This window comes from Agrobacterium leguminum, from assembly GCF_015704895.1.
GTDB lineage: Bacteria > Pseudomonadota > Alphaproteobacteria > Rhizobiales > Rhizobiaceae > Agrobacterium > Agrobacterium leguminum.
The window spans coordinates 126232-144724 of record NZ_JADQWB010000001.1 but is presented as its reverse complement, the minus strand read 5'-3'; the positions used below and the strand labels follow the sequence as shown (position 1 = coordinate 144724).

Sequence of the window (18493 nt, the reverse complement as noted above, 5' to 3'; positions counted from 1 at the left end):
CTTATCAGCCCTTCATCATATTGACGTCTTCGACGGCGATCGATCCGCGGTTGCGGTAGAAGACAACGAGTATTGCAAGACCGATGGCCGCTTCGGCGGCTGCGACGGTCAGAATGAACAAAGCGAAGACCTGACCGACGATATCGTTCAGGAAGGCCGAGAAGGCCACCATGTTGATGTTGACCGCAAGCAGGATGAGTTCGATCGACATGAGGATGACGATGACGTTCTTCCGGTTGAGGAAGATGCCGAAGACGCCGATCGTGAAGAGGATCGCGCTGACCGTCAGGTAGTGGGAAAGACCGATTTCCATGTTCTGTTTCCTTGGATCCGTTCGCGCCTCAGATGCCCTGGCCCGGCTTGACCTTGACCGTGGTAACGGCGGTCTTCGGGTCGCGGCCGACCTGCGTGGAGATATCCTGCCGCTTGATGTCGGTGCGATGACGCAGCGTCAGCACGATGGCGCCGATCATGGCCACCAGCAGCACGAGGCCGGCGAGCTGGAAGAAGTAGACGTAATTGGTATAGAGCACGTCGCCGAGGGCGGCCGTATTGGTGCGTTCGGTGACAGGCGGGATCGGCATGGTGATGGACTTGGCCGCAATCGGGTTCAGCATGCTGCCGCCGACCACGACGATCAGTTCCGCCGCCAGGATGACACCGATCAGCGCGCCGACCGGGGCATATTGCAGCACGCCCGAGCGAAGCTCTGCAAAATCCACATCCAGCATCATGACGACGAAGAGGAAGAGCACCGCCACGGCGCCGACATAAACCACCAGCAGGATCATGCCGAGGAACTCGGCGCCCGTCAGCAGGAACAGCGCGGCTGCGTTGAAGAAGGTCAAAATCAGAAACAGCACCGAATGAACAGGGTTCTTCGATGCGATGACCATGAACGCAGACGCCACGGCGACGAAAGCGAATATATAAAAGAATACAGCGTGCAGACCCATGTTGGTGCCTTCTTGTCCTCATCGGGCAAAGATGGCTCGAAGGCCCCTCACCCGTTTCGTCCCCGCCGGCGAAAACCGCGCAGGCATTTTACTTTTCATCGCTTTCCGGGGTCTCCCCCGGAAAGACGGTTGCGCCTTAACGGTAAGGCGCATCCAGTGCGAGGTTGCGTGCAATTTCACGCTCCCAGCGGTCGCCATTGTCGAGAAGCTTCTGCTTGTCGAAATAAAGCTCCTCGCGGGTTTCCGTCGCAAATTCGAAGTTCGGGCCTTCGACGATGGCGTCCACCGGGCAGGCTTCCTGGCAGAAACCGCAATAGATGCACTTCACCATGTCGATATCGTAACGCACCGTGCGGCGGGTGCCGTCATTGCGGCGCGGGCCGGCTTCGATGGTGATCGCCTGAGCGGGACAGATCGCTTCACACAGCTTGCAGGCGATGCAGCGCTCTTCACCGTTCGGATAACGGCGCAGCGCGTGCTCGCCACGGAAACGCGGAGAGACCGGGCCCTTTTCGAAAGGATAGTTTACCGTCGCCTTCTGCTTGAAGAAGTGGCGCATCGTGAGCAGGATCGCGCCCACGAACTCCTTGAGGAACAGTGAATTGACGGCTTGGGAGAGGCTTGCCATCTCAGTCTCCAGATTTCTGAGCGAGGAGTACGGACATCAACCGGCCCACCCCGTCAGCTTCAATACGAATGCAACAATAACGACCATGGCGAGCGACAGCGGCAGGAACACCTTCCAGCCGAGACGCATGAGCTGGTCATAACGGTAACGCGGAACGAAAGCCTTGGTCAGCGCGATCATGAAGAAGACCATGCAGCCCTTCAGCGCGAACCAGACAATGCCCGGAACCCAGTTCAGGAACCACACATCCACGATCGGCAGCCAGCCGCCCATGAACAGGATCGTCGTCAGGCAGCAGATCAGCACGATCGCAGCATATTCGCCGAGCATGAACATCATGTAAGGCGTGGAGCCATATTCGACCATGTGACCGGCAACCAGTTCCGATTCCGCTTCCGGAAGATCGAAGGGCGGACGGTTGGTTTCGGCAAGGCCCGAAATGAAGAACACGATGAACATCGGGAACAGCGACAGCCAGTGCCAGTCAAGGAACGAGGCAGGCAGGCCAAGCATGGTGCCGAGGCCGGTCTTCTGGGCCAGAACGATGTCCGTCAGGTTCAGCGAACCGACGCAAAGCAGAACGGTGACGATGACGAGGCCGATCGACACTTCGTAGGACACCATCTGCGCGGCAGAACGCAGCGCGCCGAGGAACGGGTACTTCGAGTTCGAGGCCCAGCCGCCCATGATGATGCCGTATACTTCAAGCGAGGAAATCGCGAAGATATAGAGGATGCCGACATTGATATTGGCGACGACCCAGCCCTCATTGAAGGGAATGACAGCATAGGTGGCGAGCGCCAGCGTCACCGCAACCAGCGGCGCCAGAAGGAAAACGGCCTTGTTGGCGCCGGCCGGAATGACAGGCTCCTTCAAGATGAACTTCAACAGGTCGGCGAAGGACTGGAAGAGACCGAAGGGACCAACGACGTTCGGACCACGACGCAGCTGCACCGCCGCCCAGACCTTGCGGTCGGCAAGCAGCAGGAACGCGATGGACACCAGAAGGCAAACGAGAAGCAGCAGGGACTGGCCGACCATGATCAGCGCGGGCCAGACGTAGCTCCAGAAAAACTGTTCCATAAATCCCCTACCCTTACTCTGCCGCAGCCTGGAAATTGTTGCGGGCCAATGCGGAGCACTCGGCCATGACAGCGGATGCGCGCGCAATCGGGTTCGTCAAATAAAAGTCTTTTACCGGCGAGGCAAACGCCGACTTGTTGAGCGAGCCGGTCTTGCCGGCCAGCGCTTCGATATCCGTGGCCGTGCCGGCGACGATCTCGTCGGTTTCCGCCAGATGCGGATGCGCGACATAGAGCTGGCCGCGGAGCGCCGGCAGCGAATCGAACGGCAGCTTCTTGCCGAGAACATCGGACAGCGCACGCAGGATCGCCCAGTCTTCGCGGGCTTCGCCCGGTGCGAAACCGGCGCGGTTGCCCACCTGCACGCGGCCTTCGGTGTTGACCCAGATACCGGATTTTTCGGTATAGGCCGCACCCGGAAGGATAACGTCGGCGTTCATCGCGCCCTGGTCGCCATGGCTACCGATATAGACGGTGAACTTGGCGCCCTTGTTGGAGAGGTCGAGTTCATCGGCGCCGAGCAGGAAGAGAACGTCCATGGACGCGACCATTTCAGCGGCGGCAACACCGCCCTCGCCCGGCACGAAGCCAATATCGAGACCACCAACGCGGGCAGCGGCGGTGTGCAGAACCGAGAAGCCGTTCCACTCTTCGGTGACAGCACCTACCGAGGTAGCGAGCTTGGCGGCGGCAGCCAGTACGGCTGCACCATCAGCGCGCGCCAGCGCACCCTGGCCGATGATGATCAGCGGGTTCTTGGCGGATTTCAGCTTGTCAACGAAGCTGTGCGAACCGTTGGCCAGATCGGACAGCGTTTCAGCGCCGGAACCGAGATATTCGTAGTTGTAGCGCAGTTCGCCGGCTTCACCGATCACGCCGATCGGGAAACCGCCGCGACGCCAGCGCTTGCGGATGCGGGCGTTGAGCACGGCCGCTTCGTAACGCGGATTGGAACCAACGATCAGCAGGGCGTCGGCCTGTTCGATACCTTCGATGGTGGAGTTGAACAGGTAGCTTGCACGGCCGAGCGACGGATCGAGTGCAGCGCCATCCTGACGGCAATCGACATTGGCCGAACCGAGCGACGCCAGAAGCGACTTCAGCGCGAACATTTCTTCAACGGAGGCCAGATCGCCGGCAATCGCGCCGATCTTTTGGCCGTTGGTCGCGGCTACCGCCTGCTTGATAGCACCGAAGGCTTCACCCCAGCTCGCGGGCTGCAGACGGCCATCCTTGCGGACGTAAGGGCGGTCGAGGCGCTGTGTCTTCAGGCCGTCCCAGATGAAGCGGCTCTTGTCGGAAATCCACTCTTCGTTGATCGCCTCGTTGACGCGCGGCATGACGCGCATGACTTCGCGGCCACGGGTGTCGACGCGGATGGCCGAACCGAGCGCGTCCATCACGTCGATGGTTTCGGTCTTGTTCAGTTCCCACGGGCGGGCGGTGAAGGCGAAAGGCTTGGAGGTGAGCGCGCCGACCGGGCAGAGATCAACGACGTTGCCCTGCAGCTCCGAGGTCATCGCCTGCTCGAGATAGGTGGTGATTTCTGCATCTTCGCCGCGGCCGATGAGGCCGAGTTCGGCAATGCCGGCCACTTCCGTGGTGAAACGGACGCAGCGCGTGCAGTGGATGCAGCGGTTCATCACAGTCTTGACGAGCGGACCGATATATTTGTCTTCAACCGCGCGCTTGTTTTCCGCGTAACGCGAACCGGCGATACCGAAGGCCATGGCCTGGTCCTGCAGGTCGCATTCGCCGCCCTGGTCGCAGATCGGGCAATCGAGTGGGTGGTTGATGAGCAGGAATTCCATCACGCCTTCGCGAGCCTTCTTGACCATCGGCGTGTTGGTGAAAACCTCAGGCAATTCGCCGTTGGGGCCGCCGCGAACGTCGCGAACGCCCATGGCGCAGGAAGCGGCAGGCTTGGGCGGTCCGCCCTTCACCTCGATGAGACACATGCGGCAGTTACCCGCGACCGACAAGCGCTCATGAAAACAAAAGCGCGGAACTTCGGCACCAGCCTCCTCGCACGCCTGCAACAGCGTGAAATGATCCGGAACCTCGATCTCTTTACCGTCAACCTTGAGCTTTGCCATGGTTCTACTTACGTCCTGTTGCCTGTTCGTCCCATGTCTCACACGGTCCGCAACAAATCCTTAATCGCGTCCGGCACTCGTATCGTCTGCCAGGCGCTTCATGGTGTCGCGAGGCCGGAAAACTCCGGCTCCGCCTGAAGCCTTAATGCTTATTCAGCGGCTTCCAGAACAGCGCCATCATCCATGGCCCTGTAGGTATATTGGTCGATGCGCTTTTCGATTTCCGGACGGAAATTGCGGATCAGCGCCTGTACCGGCCATGCGGCGGCGTCGCCGAGCGCACAGATGGTGTGGCCTTCGATCTGCTTCGTCACTTCGAACAGCATGTCGATTTCGCGCTTCTGGGCATTGCCCTTGACCATGCGCTCCAGCACGCGCCACATCCAGCCCGTGCCTTCGCGGCACGGCGTGCACTGGCCGCAGCTTTCATGCTTGAAGAAGGCCGCGATGCGGGCGATCGCCTTGATGACGTCGGTGGACTTGTCCATGACGATCATGCCGCCGGTGCCGAAGGAAGACTTCACTTCGCGCATGCCGTCGAAATCCATGATGGCGTCCTTCATGTCCTCACCGCGCACGATGGGGCAGGATGCGCCGCCGGGGATGACGCCGAGCAGATTGTCCCAGCCGCCGCGAATGCCGCCGCAATGGTGTTCGATCAGCTCGCGGAAGGAGAGGCCCAGCGCGTCTTCGAAGGTGCACGGACGCTCGACATGGCCGGAGACCATGAACAGCTTGGTGCCGACATTGTTCGGACGGCCGATGGACGAGAACCAGGCCGCGCCGCGACGCAGGATGGTCGGGGCAACGGCGATGGATTCGACGTTGTTGACGGTCGTCGGGCAGCCGTAAAGACCCATATTGGCCGGGAACGGCGGCTTCAGGCGCGGCTGGCCCTTCTTGCCTTCGAGGCTTTCGAGCAGAGCTGTCTCTTCGCCGCAGATATAGGCGCCGGCGCCGTGATGGACGTAGATGTCGAAATCCCAGCCGTTCTTGTTGTTCTTGCCGAGCAGGCCGGCATCGTAGCACTCGTCGATGGCTGCCTGCAGCGCCTCACGCTCGCGCATATATTCGCCGCGAACGTAGATATAGGCTGTATGCGCGCCCATGGCGAAACCGGCGATCACGCAGCCTTCGATCAGCGTATGCGGATCGTTGCGCAGGATTTCGCGGTCCTTGCAGGTGCCGGGCTCAGATTCGTCGGCATTGACGACGAGATAGTGCGGACGGCCGTCATTTTCCTTCGGCATGAAGGACCACTTGAGACCCGTCGGGAAGCCAGCGCCGCCGCGACCGCGAAGGCCGGAAGCCTTCATCTCGTTGATGATCCAGTCACGGCCCTTTTCGATGATCTGCTTGGTGCCATCCCAATGGCCGCGCGCTCTCACGCCCTTCAGGGACTTGTCCTTGAGGCCGTAGAGATTGGTAAAGATGCGATCCTGATCTTTTAACATGCTTCACCTCTTACCGCGGCTTCTTGCCGAAGACCTTGATATACTCGGCTTCGCCACCCTTGGCGAGCGCCTCGGCCTGCTTGATCCACTCGTCGCGTTCGATGCGGCCCTTGAAATTCAGATAACCGTCGACCCAGTCGCATTCGGCCTTTTTCCAGCCGGCGATCTGCGCATAGGTAAAGATGCCGAGCTCGTGCAGCGTGCCTTCGATCTTCGGACCGACGCCGGAAATAAGCTTCAGGTCGTCGGGCGTTGCCGGCTTTTCGATGCCTGCCGGACGATCCTTGGAATCGAGCGACGGCTTCGCAGATCCCGAAGCTTCTTTTTCGGCGGTCTTTACATTGGCTTCGGCAGCCTTCGGCGCGGTCGCCGGCGTCTTCAGCTTCGGATCGGTTTCCGGGGCGTCCGTCTTCGGCTTGGCGGCGTTGGACGGCGGAACCGGTGCGGCGTCCGCAACCACTTCGGCCGGCTTGTCGAGATTGGAACGGTCCGGCTTGATCTCTTCCGTCAGCGTCGTCAGGCCGCCGACCGGGACCGACTGGTGACGGTCGATCTGCGGGCCGGTCTTGACGGTGTCGCCCTTGCCTGCCTCGAACGTATCGATGATCTCTTCCAGACGCTCGGGCGTCAGGTCCTCATAGGCGTCCTTGAAGATGATGACCATCGGCGCGTTGACGCAGGCGCCCTGACATTCCACTTCTTCCCAGGAGAGCGTGCCGCTCTCATTGGTGTGCAGCGGATCGTGGTGGATCTTCTTGCGGCAGACATCCATCAGCGCTTCCGAGCCGCGCAGCATGCAGGGCGTGGTGCCGCAAACCTGAACGTGGGCGCGCGTGCCGACCGGCTTCAGCTGGAACTGGGTATAGAAGGTCGCCACTTCCATGACGCGGATATAGGCCATATCCAGCATGTCGGCGATTTTCTCGATGGCGGCGCGGGTAACCCAGCCGTCCTGCTCCTGCGCACGCATGAGCAGCGGGATGACCGCCGATTGCTGGCGTCCCTCGGGATATTTCTTGATCGTCTTTTCAGCCCATGCGGTATTTTCCGCATTGAAGGCAAACGCCACGGGCTGGAACTGATCTTCGGCTAGTCGACGAACGGACATACTTCCTCACGCCTTTTCAGTTTAACGTCTCACAACGCGATCTCGCCACCGTGACGAATTCGCAGGCGTAAGCCGCCTTGTCTTTCTGCATGAACACGATGAACTTGCTGCCATTGGGAACCGAGGCCTTGATCTCGTATCCCGACGACAGAAGCTGCTTGATGGTCGAAGAGCCGCCGCTCGACAGCGATATGCCGCCCTCGTCCGTCGCCGTCTGGGCGAGAGCGGGGGCAGACATCGCAGCGAGAAAAGCCGGTATGGCCAGCGGCAGACGCATCAGCGGTCGACCTCCCCGAACACGATGTCGAGGGAGCCGAGCACGGCTGTAACGTCAGCAAGCTGATGGCCCTTGCACAGGAAATCCATGGCCTGCAGGTGTGCGTAGCCCGGCGCGCGGATCTTGCAGCGATAGGGCTTGTTCGAACCGTCTGCGACCACGTAAACGCCGAACTCGCCCTTCGGCGCTTCGACGGCGGCGTAAACTTCGCCGGCCGGAACGTGGTAACCTTCGGTATAAAGCTTGAAGTGGTGGATCAGCGCTTCCATCGAACGCTTCATCTCGCCACGCTTCGGCGGAACCACCTTGCCATCGAGCGAGGAGACAGGGCCGATGCGGTGCTTGCCGGAGAGAAGATCGACGCACTGCTTCATGATCTTTACGGATTCGCGCATTTCCTGCATGCGGATCAGGTAACGATCATAGCAGTCGCCGTTCTTGCCGACGGGAATGTCGAATTCGAGATCGGAATAGCACTCATAGGGCTGCGCGCGGCGCAAATCCCAGGCAGCGCCCGAACCGCGTACCATCACGCCCGTGAAACCCCAGGCGAAGGCGTCTTCAAGCGAAACGACGCCGATATCGACGTTACGCTGCTTGTAGATGCGGTTGTCGGTCAGCAGGCCCTCGATATTGTCGAGAACGGTGAGGAACGGATCGCACCACTTGCCGATATCATCGACCAGTTCCGGCGGCAGGTCCTGATGCACGCCGCCCGGACGGACATAGGCCGAGTGCATGCGGGCGCCGCAGGCGCGCTCATAGAACACCATCAGCTTTTCGCGTTCTTCGAAGCCCCAGACCGGCGGCGTCATCGCGCCGACGTCCATGGCCTGCGTCGTCACGTTCATGATGTGCGACAGGATGCGGCCGATTTCCGAATAAAGCACGCGGATCAGCTGGCCGCGCATCGGTATTTCGAGGCCGAGCAGCTTTTCGACGGCGAGCGCGAAAGCATGTTCCTGGTTCATCGGCGCGACGTAGTCGAGGCGGTCGAAGTAAGGAACGGCCTGCAGATAGGTCTTGGTCTCGATCAGCTTTTCGGTGCCGCGATGCAGAAGACCGATATGGGGATCGACGCGCTCGACGATTTCGCCATCCAGTTCCAGAACCAGACGCAGCACGCCGTGCGCGGACGGATGTTCCGGACCGAAGTTGATCGTGAAATTGCGGACGTTATGCTCAGTCATTCTAGTGCTCCGCCGAGGTGATCATGGCGATGAATTCGGGGCCGGTCATGTTCTGTGTGGTTTCGGCGAAAGAGTAGCTCGAGGGCTTCTCATCCGTGAAAATCTGCGACGCGAACTTGAAACTGGAAGGGTTGTCGAAAGCCTGCAGCGAAACGGCAAAATGCTTGCCGTCCTTGGAACGCCACATCAGCGTGCTGCCGCAGTTCTTGCAGAAGCAGCGCTCACCCCATTCCGACGAGGAATAGACGCCGAGGTTCTCTTCGTTTTCGACGGAGATATCAGCGCATTCGACAGCCAGAAACGCACCGCCGGACCAGCGGCGGCACATGGAGCAATGGCAAACGCCGAATTCGCGGGCACCGATGACGGCGTTGAAGCCGACGGCGCCGCAAAGACATTGCGCATGCTCTGTCGCGGGGGCTTGGCTCATTGTTTGGCCTTTTCGTCGCCCGGGAGAACATATTCGGTTCCTTCCCACGGGGAGAGGAAATCGAAGTTGCGGAATTCCTGTTTCAGTTCGACCGGTTCATAAAGAACCCGTTTCAGCACGTCATCGTAACGCACTTCCACAAAGCCGGTAACCGGAAAATCCTTGCGCAGCGGATGGCCTTCGAAACCGTAGTCCGTGAGTATGCGGCGGAGATCCTTATGGCCTTCGAACGGAATGCCATACATGTCCCAGGCTTCGCGCTCGAACCATTCCGCGCCCATGTAAACGGGGGTCGAAGACGGTACGCCCTCGTCTTCCGCGACCTGCAGCTTGACGCGCACGCGCAGGTTCTGGCGCGGCGACAGCAGGTGATAGACGACATCGAAACGCTTCTCGCGCTGCGGCCAGTCGACGCCGCAAATATCGATGATGTTGACGAAACCGCACTGCACGTCGTCACGCAGGAAGGTCAAAAGCGCGATCACGCTTTCAGGCGTCGTGTTCAGCGTCAGCTCGCCATAGGCGATATCAGCCGACACCACGAGGGAACCGCGCGCTTCCTTAACGTAAGCAGCAAGATCGTTGAGAGCTTCGCTCATTCTTAATCCGTCCTTTGCCCTTAGCGCTCGATCGTACCGGTACGACGAATCTTCTTCTGCAGCAGAAGCACGCCGTAAAGCAGCGCCTCCGCCGTGGGGGGACAGCCCGGAACGTAGATATCCACCGGCACGACGCGGTCGCAGCCGCGCACCACGGCGTAGGAATAATGGTAATAGCCGCCGCCATTGGCGCAGGAGCCCATGGAGATGACGTAACGCGGCTCGGGCATCTGGTCATAGACCTTGCGCAGAGCCGGCGCCATCTTGTTGGTCAGCGTGCCGGCGACGATCATCACGTCCGACTGGCGCGGTGAGGCGCGCGGTGCGACGCCGAAGCGCTCCATGTCATAACGCGGACCGGACGCCTGCATCAGGCCTTCGACGGCGCAGCAGGCAAGACCGAACTGCATCCACATCAGGGAGCCGGTACGCGCCCAGGTGATCAGCTCGTCGGTCGAGGTGACGAGAAAGCCCTTGTCGGCCAGCTCGTCATTGATTTCCGTGAAGTAGGCGTCGTTGCTGCCAACCGGCTTGCCGGTCGAGGGATCGATGATCCCCTTCGGCTGCGGCGCAACGAGCGTGGTGTTGTTCTGGCTCATGCCCATTCCAGCGCTCCCTTCTTCCACTCATAGATAAAGCCGATGGTGAGAACGATGAGGAACACCATCATCGACCAGAAACCGAACCAGCCCATCTCGCCGAAAGACACCGCCCATGGGAACAGGAAGGCGACTTCCAGATCGAAGATAATGAACAGAATCGACACCAGATAAAAGCGGATATCGAACTTCATGCGGGCGTCGTCGAAGGCGTTGAAACCGCACTCGAAAGCGGAGAGCTTTTCCGGGTCCGGCGCCTTGTAGGCGACAGCGAAAGGCGCAATGAGAAGCGCCAGGCCGATGACGAGAGCGATACCGATGAAGATTGCGATCGGAATGTAGGAACTGAGGAGTTCAGTCATGGTCTCTTCCCTGCCCGGCCGGGTGCCGGACCTGCCTTTGTGACCCGAAGTCTCAAAGAGCGCACAAATATGTTGCAACGCCAAAGTCGTTAGCGCAGCCGCGCTCTCTCTGCAAGAGTTTAGGCACCATTTCAAGACACCTGCCGCATTGATTGGCAACAATATTGCCGGAATTGACGCAAATTTGGGCCACAATTCCGGCCTAAGCCACTCAAATACAATAATAATCGATTGAACGACGCAACCGCAAAAAAGTCACACGAATTTTACGTCCGGATGGCGGTGAAGTGACGATATTCGGGAATCGAAACTTGACTAAAAAATGCAGGAAAAATCGCGTTTAAAAAGCCCGGAATCAGGTGCCGGAATCGTCAATAGACGAGCGCGCAAATCGCGCGTCGATCTGTTTTTGAGGAGACATTTCAGGAAAAAGAAATGGCGCGAGTGACGGGGCTCGAACCCGCGACCTCCGGCGTGACAGGCCGGCACTCTAACCGACTGAGCTACACCCGCGCACCACAGACATTCATCTGCGTTTTCCGAGGGACAGGATGGCGCGAGTGACGGGGCTCGAACCCGCGACCTCCGGCGTGACAGGCCGGCACTCTAACCGACTGAGCTACACCCGCATCTCCTGACGACAGGAACCAGTCCCGCCGCTCGAACCAGCCTCGGCTGTTCGATGAGCGGCTAACTACGGCGTTCGTGCGGGGGTGTCAAGCAGGTTTCACGACAAAAGAATAAGCTTCTTCATTTTGATCGGGAAAAACCAGAAGGCCTTGGAACGCGATTGCGGCAAACGCCCTGTTTTGCGGGCTTTTCCCAACGAAAACAAAAAACTTGTCCACAGCCGCAGGCTTCCGTAACGGGATTTCCACATGGCCATCAAGGCGTCCTCGGGTCCTGTTTCAGGCAAAAAGCCCGCAGTTCCCGGCTTTTTGCCCCCGCCTCCCGGCGACGGAAAATTCTCTCGGCAAAAAAAACAAAAAAACTTCACAAAAGCCCTTGCGGTTTTTTTCCGATCCGAATACATCACGGCCACCGACGCGGCGGACATGATCCGAGACACGCGAAGGGCGATTAGCTCAGTTGGTAGAGCGCCTCGTTTACACCGAGGATGTCGGGAGTTCGAGTCTCTCATCGCCCACCATTTTCCCAGAAGATTTAAATATCATCCGTCAAACCGAGCTCCTTCGTGTCTGCTTTCGCGATGCGATAAGCTCTCGAGTATTCGGAATTATCGCCCCTGCCCTCACTGCGGTCGGTAAAGCGTCGTCATGATTCCCAACCGCTGGAATCGCTTTTCTCCAGTTACACCATGCCAAATCGGCACTGCTGTTCCATATTCCGACAGCTTGACCACCCCCTGTATCAGCCCGCAACATACCGGAAAATAAGGAAGATTCAGACTTTCTAAAGAGATTTCAGGCATTGTTTGCGCACCGTTTCATGATGAACGGTTGAACTGATGGATGAAACCATGTCGATCGACGCGTTTGTAACACTCGCGCTTATTGCGCTGCCTGTTTATATTTTTTTCCGCTGGGTCCAGCAGGACTCGGAAAAACAAGACACTCCCAAAAGCAAGAATTCCCTGGGGCGGTGATCCGTTACGATCGATCCGCAGCATTTTCCCGGATGCCCTCCAGACGAAACCCTCCACAATCCGATATCGAAGCGGCAATGCCGATTTTAACGGCTTGCATCGTGAGGTATCGTGCAAGATCGGGAAGCCCGGCCAAGAGCCCCTCGCCGTACAAAAAAGCCGGGCATAGCCCGGCTTTTCTCATTTGCGGCGCCAATCGGCTCGATCAGTTGATCGCCTTCATATTGACGGTGAAGAACAGCGTTTCGCCGGAAGAATCGTCCACGCCGTCATTGTCGGTCACGGCATAGGCCGTTCCCGCCTTGTCAAAGGCGAAGCCTTCCAGCTTGTCGACGACATAACCGTTGGTCTGGGCCTTGAGGTCGGGCAGGAAGTCATGGGCTTCCTGCTTGGCCACCAGCGGCAGTTCGCCGCCGATCTTGCCCGGCTTCAGGTCCGCGATCGCAACGCGGTAGAGCTTCTTGATCTTGGCCTTGTCGCCGATCTGGTTGTCGCGCTCGACGATATAGACATAGTCGCCCTGCGCGGCGATTTCGGAGAGGCCGACCCAGCCTGCCTCGGTCTTGTCGAGCGGGTAACGCACGGCGCCCCATTCCTTGGACTTCGGATTGTAGGAGACGAGCTTGACGAAGCCCTTCTCGTCAGTGCCCCACTCACGCTGCACAGCCATCCACAGCGTCGCGTCGTCACCCTTGCCGATCATCGTCACGCCTTCGAAACCAAAGCGGGTGTCGCCGGCGAGAAGTTCCTTCGGCAATGCGATCTCCGCCTTGATCTCGCCCTTGGCGTTGACGTTATAGAGCGCGTGGGGCACGAGCTTGGCGCTGTCGCCTTCAGAAGCCAGCCAGAAACCGCCCTTGCCGTCCAGCGTGATGCCTTCGATGTCGAGCTTCTGAGCGGCGATGCCGTCACGCTTGACGCGCAGGACGCTGGTGATGGTGGCGGGCTTTTTCGTCGCATCGATGGTGAAGATCGACGGCTGGTTGCCATAGACCGAGTCGGACACGGCGTAGAGAATGCCGGGCTTCTCGGCATCGCCGACCAGACCCGAAAGAGCGCCCCAACCGATCGGTGCGCCATCGACGGTGGCGGAAACGAGCTGCGGATAGGCTGCTTCACCTTCACCGCGCTCATAGAGCATGACATGCGAGCGGACGCCGCCGTCTTCGATCAGATCGACCTCATTGGCCGTGGCAAGGAGGTTGCGCGACGGGATGGCGACAGCGCCTTCCGGCGAAACGCCCGAAGGCAGGAGCTGCGTCAGTTCCGGCTCCTTGCCGGTGTCCTTGTAGACAGCGACGACAGAGGCACGTTCGGACAGCACGAAGAAATATTTCTGGTCGCCGAAGGTCGCCGCTTCCAGACCTTCAGGCTCGATGCCCTTGGCCTTGGAGCGTTTTTCCGGATAGTGGCCGATGGCCGCAACCGCGTGTTCGAGCGAGGAGCCGGATTCGTAGACGAGCTTGCCAGTCTTGTCGAAGATGGTGAAGCCACGCGAACCGCCCTGCCAGTCACCCTCATTGGCGATGACGATGCGGTCATTGTCCAGCCACTTCACGGCGTCCGGCTCGCGCTTGCGGCCTTCCTGCTTGTCAGTGAACTTCAACTGGCCGTCGGTCTTCGTATCGATGCCTTCAAGATCGACCTTGCCGGCGGAGAAATGCGTCTTCACCGTGCCGGTCTTGCCGTCGAGAATGACGATATGATTGTTTTCCTGAAGCGTCAGCGCGATCTCGCCATTGGCGTTGATCGACACGAATTCCGGCTCCGGATCCTCAGGGGAAATTTCGGCAAGGCCGGTGAGTTCGATCTTCTTCAGGGTCGCGCAATCGGCAACGCCGTCCTTCAGGCCGACAGTCACCAGATAACCGGCTGGCATCTGCGGCAAGGCGCCTTCATTCACCTCTTCATCGCGCTCGTTTTCAATGGCGATGGCGGCGAAGGTCTTGTCCGGGGAAACGGCGACGGAATCGGGCTGGCCGCCGAGATCACAGCTTGCTTCGATCTTCTTGGTAGCAATATCGACCGTCACCAGCTTGCCGGAGGGCTTGGCGCGGTTTTCCGACGTATTGACGCCGGCCAGAACCTTGACGCCTGCGACGGCAACCGAGGTCGGCTCGCCTTCCAGCAGCAGCGCGCCGCCGGCCTTGGGAGCCTTGGCGTCGGTGATGTCGATGAAACCGATGCCGCCAAGCGGGCTGTCCGAATAGATCAGCGTCTTGCCGTCTTCGCTGGCGGTGATGATTTCAGCCGAGGTGACGGATTTGGCGTCCTTGTCCGCGGGAAGGTTTTTCGCCACCGGGAAAGATGCGATGCGGTTGAAAACCGGCTCGGCAGCGGCCGGGATGGCTGCGGACGTGAGCAGCGCAGCGGTCAAAGCCATTTGAGAAAATCGGAACGCCATTTTAATCCCCCTTGGGTCCAGAAATACCCCAAGGCTTCTGCGTTACAGATATGACAGTGGCATGACACTTCCTGACCGCTGAATCAAAAAGCCCGGCCTAGAAGGTCGGGCTTTCGTGTTTATGCCCACATTCCGCGTAGAAAAACGCCGTGTGTCCGGATGGAAGCTACACAGGCGCTTCCCTGCTTTCATTCACATCTTGACCGGGAAAACCCGGCCTGTCCGAAAAGAGTTTTTCGAAACACCGCCCACTTTTGGCGGCGATGTGACGGCGTCAGGGCGTCAAAACATGTTTCCTCGTGAACCTGAAAAGCCACCCGCCCGCCGCCGGGCGTTGCGGCTTTCCGGAAACCTTACGAGTTGACAGCGTCCTTCAGGCCCTTGCCTGCGGAAAACTTCGGTACGTTGCGAGCCGGGATATCGACTTCAGCACCCGTGGAAGGGTTACGGCCCTTGGAGGCTTCACGACGGCTGACGGAGAAGCTGCCGAAGCCGGCCAGGCGAATGTCGCCACCGTTCTTCAGTTCGCCCTGTACAGTTTCGAATACAGCATCAACAGCGGAAGCAGCATCTGCCTTCGTGAGACCAGCCTTTTCGGCAACAGCAGAGACGAGCTCGTTCTTGTTCATGTTTCCACCCCTTTCAATGGTTTGAAACGACTCAAATTAAGCCGGCGCAGAATACGTTCGCATCCGCGCGCAGCAACCCAAAAGCGCTGGAATCGCCTGAAAAACAAGGGGTCTGCGTTTTTTTTCACAAAAAAGGCCGACATTTCTGCCGGCCTTCCACATATTCGTGCCAAATTCGCATCACTTGTGCGCAGCTTTACGCCACATGCGCCTTCAGACACCTAACACATTGAATCTATGCAGCAGCCGTCGCGAAAGGCGATTCCCGCCCCTCGCGACGATGCATTATCAATGCGCGATGGTCTGGCTGCCGTCGTCGACGCCTTCGACGGTTGCGATCACCGGCGTCTCGATGCTGCCGTCCCACTCGATGGGCTCCGGCTGGCGGATAAGGGCGTGCTTGATGACCTCGCCCATGCGCGACACCGGGATGATTTCCATCTCGTTCTTCACATTATCCGGAATCTCCGCCAGATCCTTGGCGTTTTCTTCCGGGATCAGCACCTTCTTGATGCCGCCGCGAAGGGCCGCAAGCAGCTTTTCCTTCAGGCCGCCGATCGGCAGCACGCGACCGCGAAGCGTGATCTCGCCCGTCATCGCCACATCCTTCGAGACCGGAATGCCGGTCATGATGGAGACGATGGCGGTGGCCATGGCAACGCCGGCGGACGGTCCGTCCTTCGGGGTCGCACCTTCCGGAACGTGCACGTGAATGTCGCTCTTGTCGAAGCGCGGCGGCTCGATGCCGAAGTCCACGGCGCGCGAACGGACATAGGATGCCGCCGCCGAAATGGATTCCTTCATCACTTCCTTGAGGTTGCCGGTAACCGTCATGCGGCCCTTGCCCGGCATCATCACGCCTTCGATGGTGAGCAACTCACCGCCAACTTCCGTCCAGGCAAGACCCGTGACGACGCCGACCTGATCCTCGCGCTCGGCCTCGCCATGGCGGAACCGCGGAACGCCCAGATAATCCGGCACGTTGGCAGCGGTGACTTCCACGGACTTGACCTTGCCCTTGATGATCTCGGTGACGGCCTTGCGCGCCAGCTTCATCAGCTCGCGTTCGAAGCTGCGCACGCCGGCTTCACGGGTGTACTGCTGGATGACGACCATCAGGGCGTCATCGGTAACCGAGAACTCTTCCGGACGCAGGGCATGTTCCTTGATCGCCTTCGGCAACAGGTGACGCTTGGCGATTTCGCGCTTTTCGTCTTCCGTGTAACCGGCGATGCGGATCACTTCCATACGGTCCATCAGCGGGCCAGGAATGTTCAGCGTGTTGGCCGTGGTCACGAACATCACGTCGGACAGGTCGTATTCCACTTCAAGGTAATGGTCCATGAAGGTGGAGTTCTGTTCCGGATCGAGCACCTCGAGCAGGGCCGACGACGGATCGCCACGGAAATCCATGCCCATCTTGTCGATTTCGTCGAGCAGGAAGAGCGGGTTCGCCTTCTTGGCCTTCTTCATCGACTGGACGATCTTGCCCGGCATGGAGCCGATATAGGTACGGCGGTGACCGCGGATTTCCGCCTCGTCACGCACGCCGCCAAGCGCCATGCGCACATATTCGCGGCCGGTCGCCTTGGCGATCGACTTGGCGAGCGAGGTCTTGCCGACGCCGGGAGGGCCGACGAGGCACAGGATGGGTCCGCGAATCTTCGAGGCGCGCGCCTGTACGGCGAGATACTCGACGATGCGTTCCTTGACCTTGTCGAGACCGAAATGATCCTGATCGAGGATTTTCTCGGCGGCGTTGAGGTCGGCCTTGATCTTCGACTTCTTGCCCCAGGGCAGACCGAGCAGCCAGTCCAGATAGTTGCGCACGACGGTCGCTTCCGCGGACATCGGGCTCATCTGGCGAAGCTTCTTCATTTCCGCCTCGGCCTTTTCCTTGGCCTCCTTGGAAAGCTTGGTCTTGGCGATGCGCTCTTCCAGTTCGGCCATTTCGTCACGGCCGTCCTCGCCGTCGCCGAGTTCCTTCTGGATCGCCTTCATCTGTTCGTTCAGGTAATATTCACGCTGCGTCTTCTCCATCTGGCGCTTGACGCGCGAGCGGATGCGCTTTTCGACCTGGAGCACGGAAATTTCGCCTTCCATGAAGCCGAGCGCCTTTTCAAGCCGCTGCTTCACGCTGACGGTTTCCAGCATTTCCTGCTTTTCAGTGATCTTGATCGACAGGTGCGAAGCGACCGTATCGGCCAGTTTCGAATAATCGTCGATCTGGCCGGCAGCGCCGACAACCTCGGGCGAAATCTTCTTGTTGAGCTTCACATAGCTCTCGAATTCAGACACGACCGAACGCGACAGCGCCTCGATCTCGACCGGATCTTCGGCAGGCTCCTGCAGCGGCGTCGCGGTGGCTTCATAGAAGTCTTCACGGCCGGTGTAGCTGTCGATCTGGGCGCGGCCCTTACCTTCCACCAGCACCTTCACGGTGCCGTCGGGAAGCTTCAGGAGCTGCAGGACATTGGCGACCGTGCCGACCTTGTGGATGGCCTCCGGGGCCGGATCGTCATCGCTGGCGTTGATCTGGGTGACAAGCATGATCTGCTTGTCCGAACCCATGACTTCCTCGAGCGCACGAATGGATTTTTCCCGCCCGACGAACAGGGGAACGATCATATGCGGGAAAACGACAATGTCGCGCAGGGGAAGTACCGGATAGGTACCGCCAGATGCCGCAGACGTGATGTTCGTCATATCATTTCCTTTCCATGGTCCCTTTCGGGACACTTTGCCGGACAGCTTGGGGCATCCGGCACATTCATTTCTCGAGACTGAAAGTGGAGTTTCGAAACACCGATTTCAAGTCGCCGGAACAGACGGTCCCGCTAAGCCGCAAGACCGTGAAATTCAACAAAACCCAGCGCCGGCTAGTACTCCCGACATTTCCGGTTATCCCGAAGGACATGGGAACCGGGTCGCCGACGGGAATTCACATTTCCGTCATATCGCGCTGCAAATCAGTTGTAAGACTTTATCAGCAAAGCGCAATCCGCTCCAAACGCAAAATCGGGCTTCGCCAAGTTAGGCGCAAGTTTCACACCCGGCGACAACAGAAAAGGCC

At 59.2% G+C, this 18493-nt stretch carries 18 protein-coding genes and 3 tRNA genes; 2 read left to right on the top strand and 19 right to left on the bottom strand.

Translation table 11 applies throughout. From position 1 onward, the window contains the following. Window positions 1–4: 4 nt before the first annotated feature. From nuoK to I3J13_RS00680, 16 genes are all read right to left on the bottom strand, one after another. Window positions 5–313: an NADH-quinone oxidoreductase subunit NuoK gene (gene nuoK / locus I3J13_RS00755; RefSeq protein ID WP_003521516.1), complete on the bottom strand. Its 309-nt coding sequence runs from the start codon at window positions 311–313 to the stop codon at window positions 5–7. A 28-nt stretch (window positions 314–341) separates the two neighbouring features. After that, window positions 342–956: an NADH-quinone oxidoreductase subunit J gene (locus I3J13_RS00750; protein WP_003521517.1), complete on the bottom strand. Its 615-nt coding sequence runs from the start codon at window positions 954–956 to the stop codon at window positions 342–344. 136 nt (window positions 957–1092) lie between these two features. Then, window positions 1093–1584 carry an NADH-quinone oxidoreductase subunit NuoI gene (gene nuoI, locus I3J13_RS00745; protein ID WP_003496449.1) on the bottom strand — a complete coding sequence of 164 codons (492 nt, stop codon included), beginning with the start codon at window positions 1582–1584 and terminating at the stop codon, window positions 1093–1095. Window positions 1585–1620: 36 nt separating this feature from the next. Next, window positions 1621–2667 carry an NADH-quinone oxidoreductase subunit NuoH gene (gene nuoH / locus I3J13_RS00740; RefSeq protein ID WP_003521518.1) on the bottom strand — a complete coding sequence of 349 codons (1047 nt, stop codon included), beginning with the start codon at window positions 2665–2667 and terminating at the stop codon, window positions 1621–1623. A 13-nt stretch (window positions 2668–2680) separates the two neighbouring features. Next, entirely contained in the window at window positions 2681–4762 is a 2082-nt protein-coding gene (gene nuoG / locus I3J13_RS00735) for an NADH-quinone oxidoreductase subunit NuoG (protein ID WP_196377717.1), read from the bottom strand. A gap of 149 nt (window positions 4763–4911) precedes the next feature. Continuing rightward, on the bottom strand, window positions 4912–6216 hold the full coding sequence (gene nuoF, locus I3J13_RS00730; RefSeq protein ID WP_020012329.1) for an NADH-quinone oxidoreductase subunit NuoF: 1305 nt from the start codon (window positions 6214–6216) through the stop codon (window positions 4912–4914). Between the two features lie 10 nt (window positions 6217–6226). Continuing rightward, window positions 6227–7324 carry an NADH-quinone oxidoreductase subunit E gene (locus I3J13_RS00725; protein ID WP_196377716.1) on the bottom strand — a complete coding sequence of 366 codons (1098 nt, stop codon included), beginning with the start codon at window positions 7322–7324 and terminating at the stop codon, window positions 6227–6229. Between the two features lie 16 nt (window positions 7325–7340). Beyond that, a complete protein-coding gene (locus I3J13_RS00720; protein ID WP_003521522.1) occupies window positions 7341–7601 on the bottom strand; it encodes a hypothetical protein in 261 nt (86 codons plus the stop codon). Beyond that, window positions 7601–8791: an NADH-quinone oxidoreductase subunit D gene (locus tag I3J13_RS00715; protein WP_003496461.1), complete on the bottom strand. Its 1191-nt coding sequence runs from the start codon at window positions 8789–8791 to the stop codon at window positions 7601–7603. Before I3J13_RS00715 ends, I3J13_RS00720 begins: the two co-directional genes overlap by 1 nt. Before the next feature lies 1 nt (window position 8792). Further along, window positions 8793–9221 carry a GFA family protein gene (locus I3J13_RS00710; protein WP_035217672.1) on the bottom strand — a complete coding sequence of 143 codons (429 nt, stop codon included), beginning with the start codon at window positions 9219–9221 and terminating at the stop codon, window positions 8793–8795. Then, window positions 9218–9820, bottom strand: a complete 603-nt coding sequence (locus tag I3J13_RS00705) for an NADH-quinone oxidoreductase subunit C (RefSeq protein ID WP_020810740.1) — start codon at window positions 9818–9820, stop codon at window positions 9218–9220. Before I3J13_RS00705 ends, I3J13_RS00710 begins: the two co-directional genes overlap by 4 nt. Before the next feature lie 20 nt (window positions 9821–9840). After that, window positions 9841–10425 (bottom strand): NuoB/complex I 20 kDa subunit family protein, encoded by a 585-nt coding sequence (locus I3J13_RS00700; protein WP_003521524.1) that lies wholly within the window; start codon window positions 10423–10425, stop codon window positions 9841–9843. Further along, window positions 10416–10781: an NADH-quinone oxidoreductase subunit A gene (locus tag I3J13_RS00695; RefSeq protein WP_035259670.1), complete on the bottom strand. Its 366-nt coding sequence runs from the start codon at window positions 10779–10781 to the stop codon at window positions 10416–10418. The genes I3J13_RS00700 and I3J13_RS00695 overlap by 10 nt, the downstream gene beginning before the upstream one ends. Before the next feature lie 436 nt (window positions 10782–11217). Then, window positions 11218–11294 (bottom strand) — tRNA-Asp (locus I3J13_RS00690). Window positions 11295–11333: 39 nt separating this feature from the next. Continuing rightward, a tRNA-Asp gene (locus tag I3J13_RS00685) sits at window positions 11334–11410 on the bottom strand. Window positions 11411–11508: 98 nt separating this feature from the next. Then, window positions 11509–11838, bottom strand: a complete 330-nt coding sequence (locus tag I3J13_RS00680; RefSeq protein ID WP_196377715.1) for a hypothetical protein — start codon at window positions 11836–11838, stop codon at window positions 11509–11511. A gap of 17 nt (window positions 11839–11855) precedes the next feature. Here I3J13_RS00680 and I3J13_RS00675 point away from each other — a divergent pair. Both I3J13_RS00675 and I3J13_RS25925 read left to right on the top strand, forming a co-directional pair. Continuing rightward, a tRNA-Val gene (locus I3J13_RS00675) sits at window positions 11856–11931 on the top strand. Between the two features lie 330 nt (window positions 11932–12261). After that, window positions 12262–12387, top strand: a complete 126-nt coding sequence (locus tag I3J13_RS25925; RefSeq protein WP_256364472.1) for a hypothetical protein — start codon at window positions 12262–12264, stop codon at window positions 12385–12387. A gap of 205 nt (window positions 12388–12592) precedes the next feature. Here the strand turns inward: I3J13_RS25925 and I3J13_RS00665 are convergent, their stop codons facing one another. The 3 genes from I3J13_RS00665 to lon all read right to left on the bottom strand — a co-directional run bounded on the left by I3J13_RS00665 (window position 12593) and on the right by lon (window position 18126). Continuing rightward, on the bottom strand, window positions 12593–14791 hold the full coding sequence (locus tag I3J13_RS00665) for an esterase-like activity of phytase family protein (RefSeq protein ID WP_196377714.1): 2199 nt from the start codon (window positions 14789–14791) through the stop codon (window positions 12593–12595). A gap of 353 nt (window positions 14792–15144) precedes the next feature. Beyond that, window positions 15145–15420, bottom strand: a complete 276-nt coding sequence (gene hupB / locus I3J13_RS00660) for a DNA-binding protein HupB (protein WP_006312721.1) — start codon at window positions 15418–15420, stop codon at window positions 15145–15147. A gap of 288 nt (window positions 15421–15708) precedes the next feature. Further along, on the bottom strand, window positions 15709–18126 hold the full coding sequence (gene lon, locus I3J13_RS00655; RefSeq protein ID WP_059752644.1) for an endopeptidase La: 2418 nt from the start codon (window positions 18124–18126) through the stop codon (window positions 15709–15711). Window positions 18127–18493 lie beyond the last annotated feature (367 nt).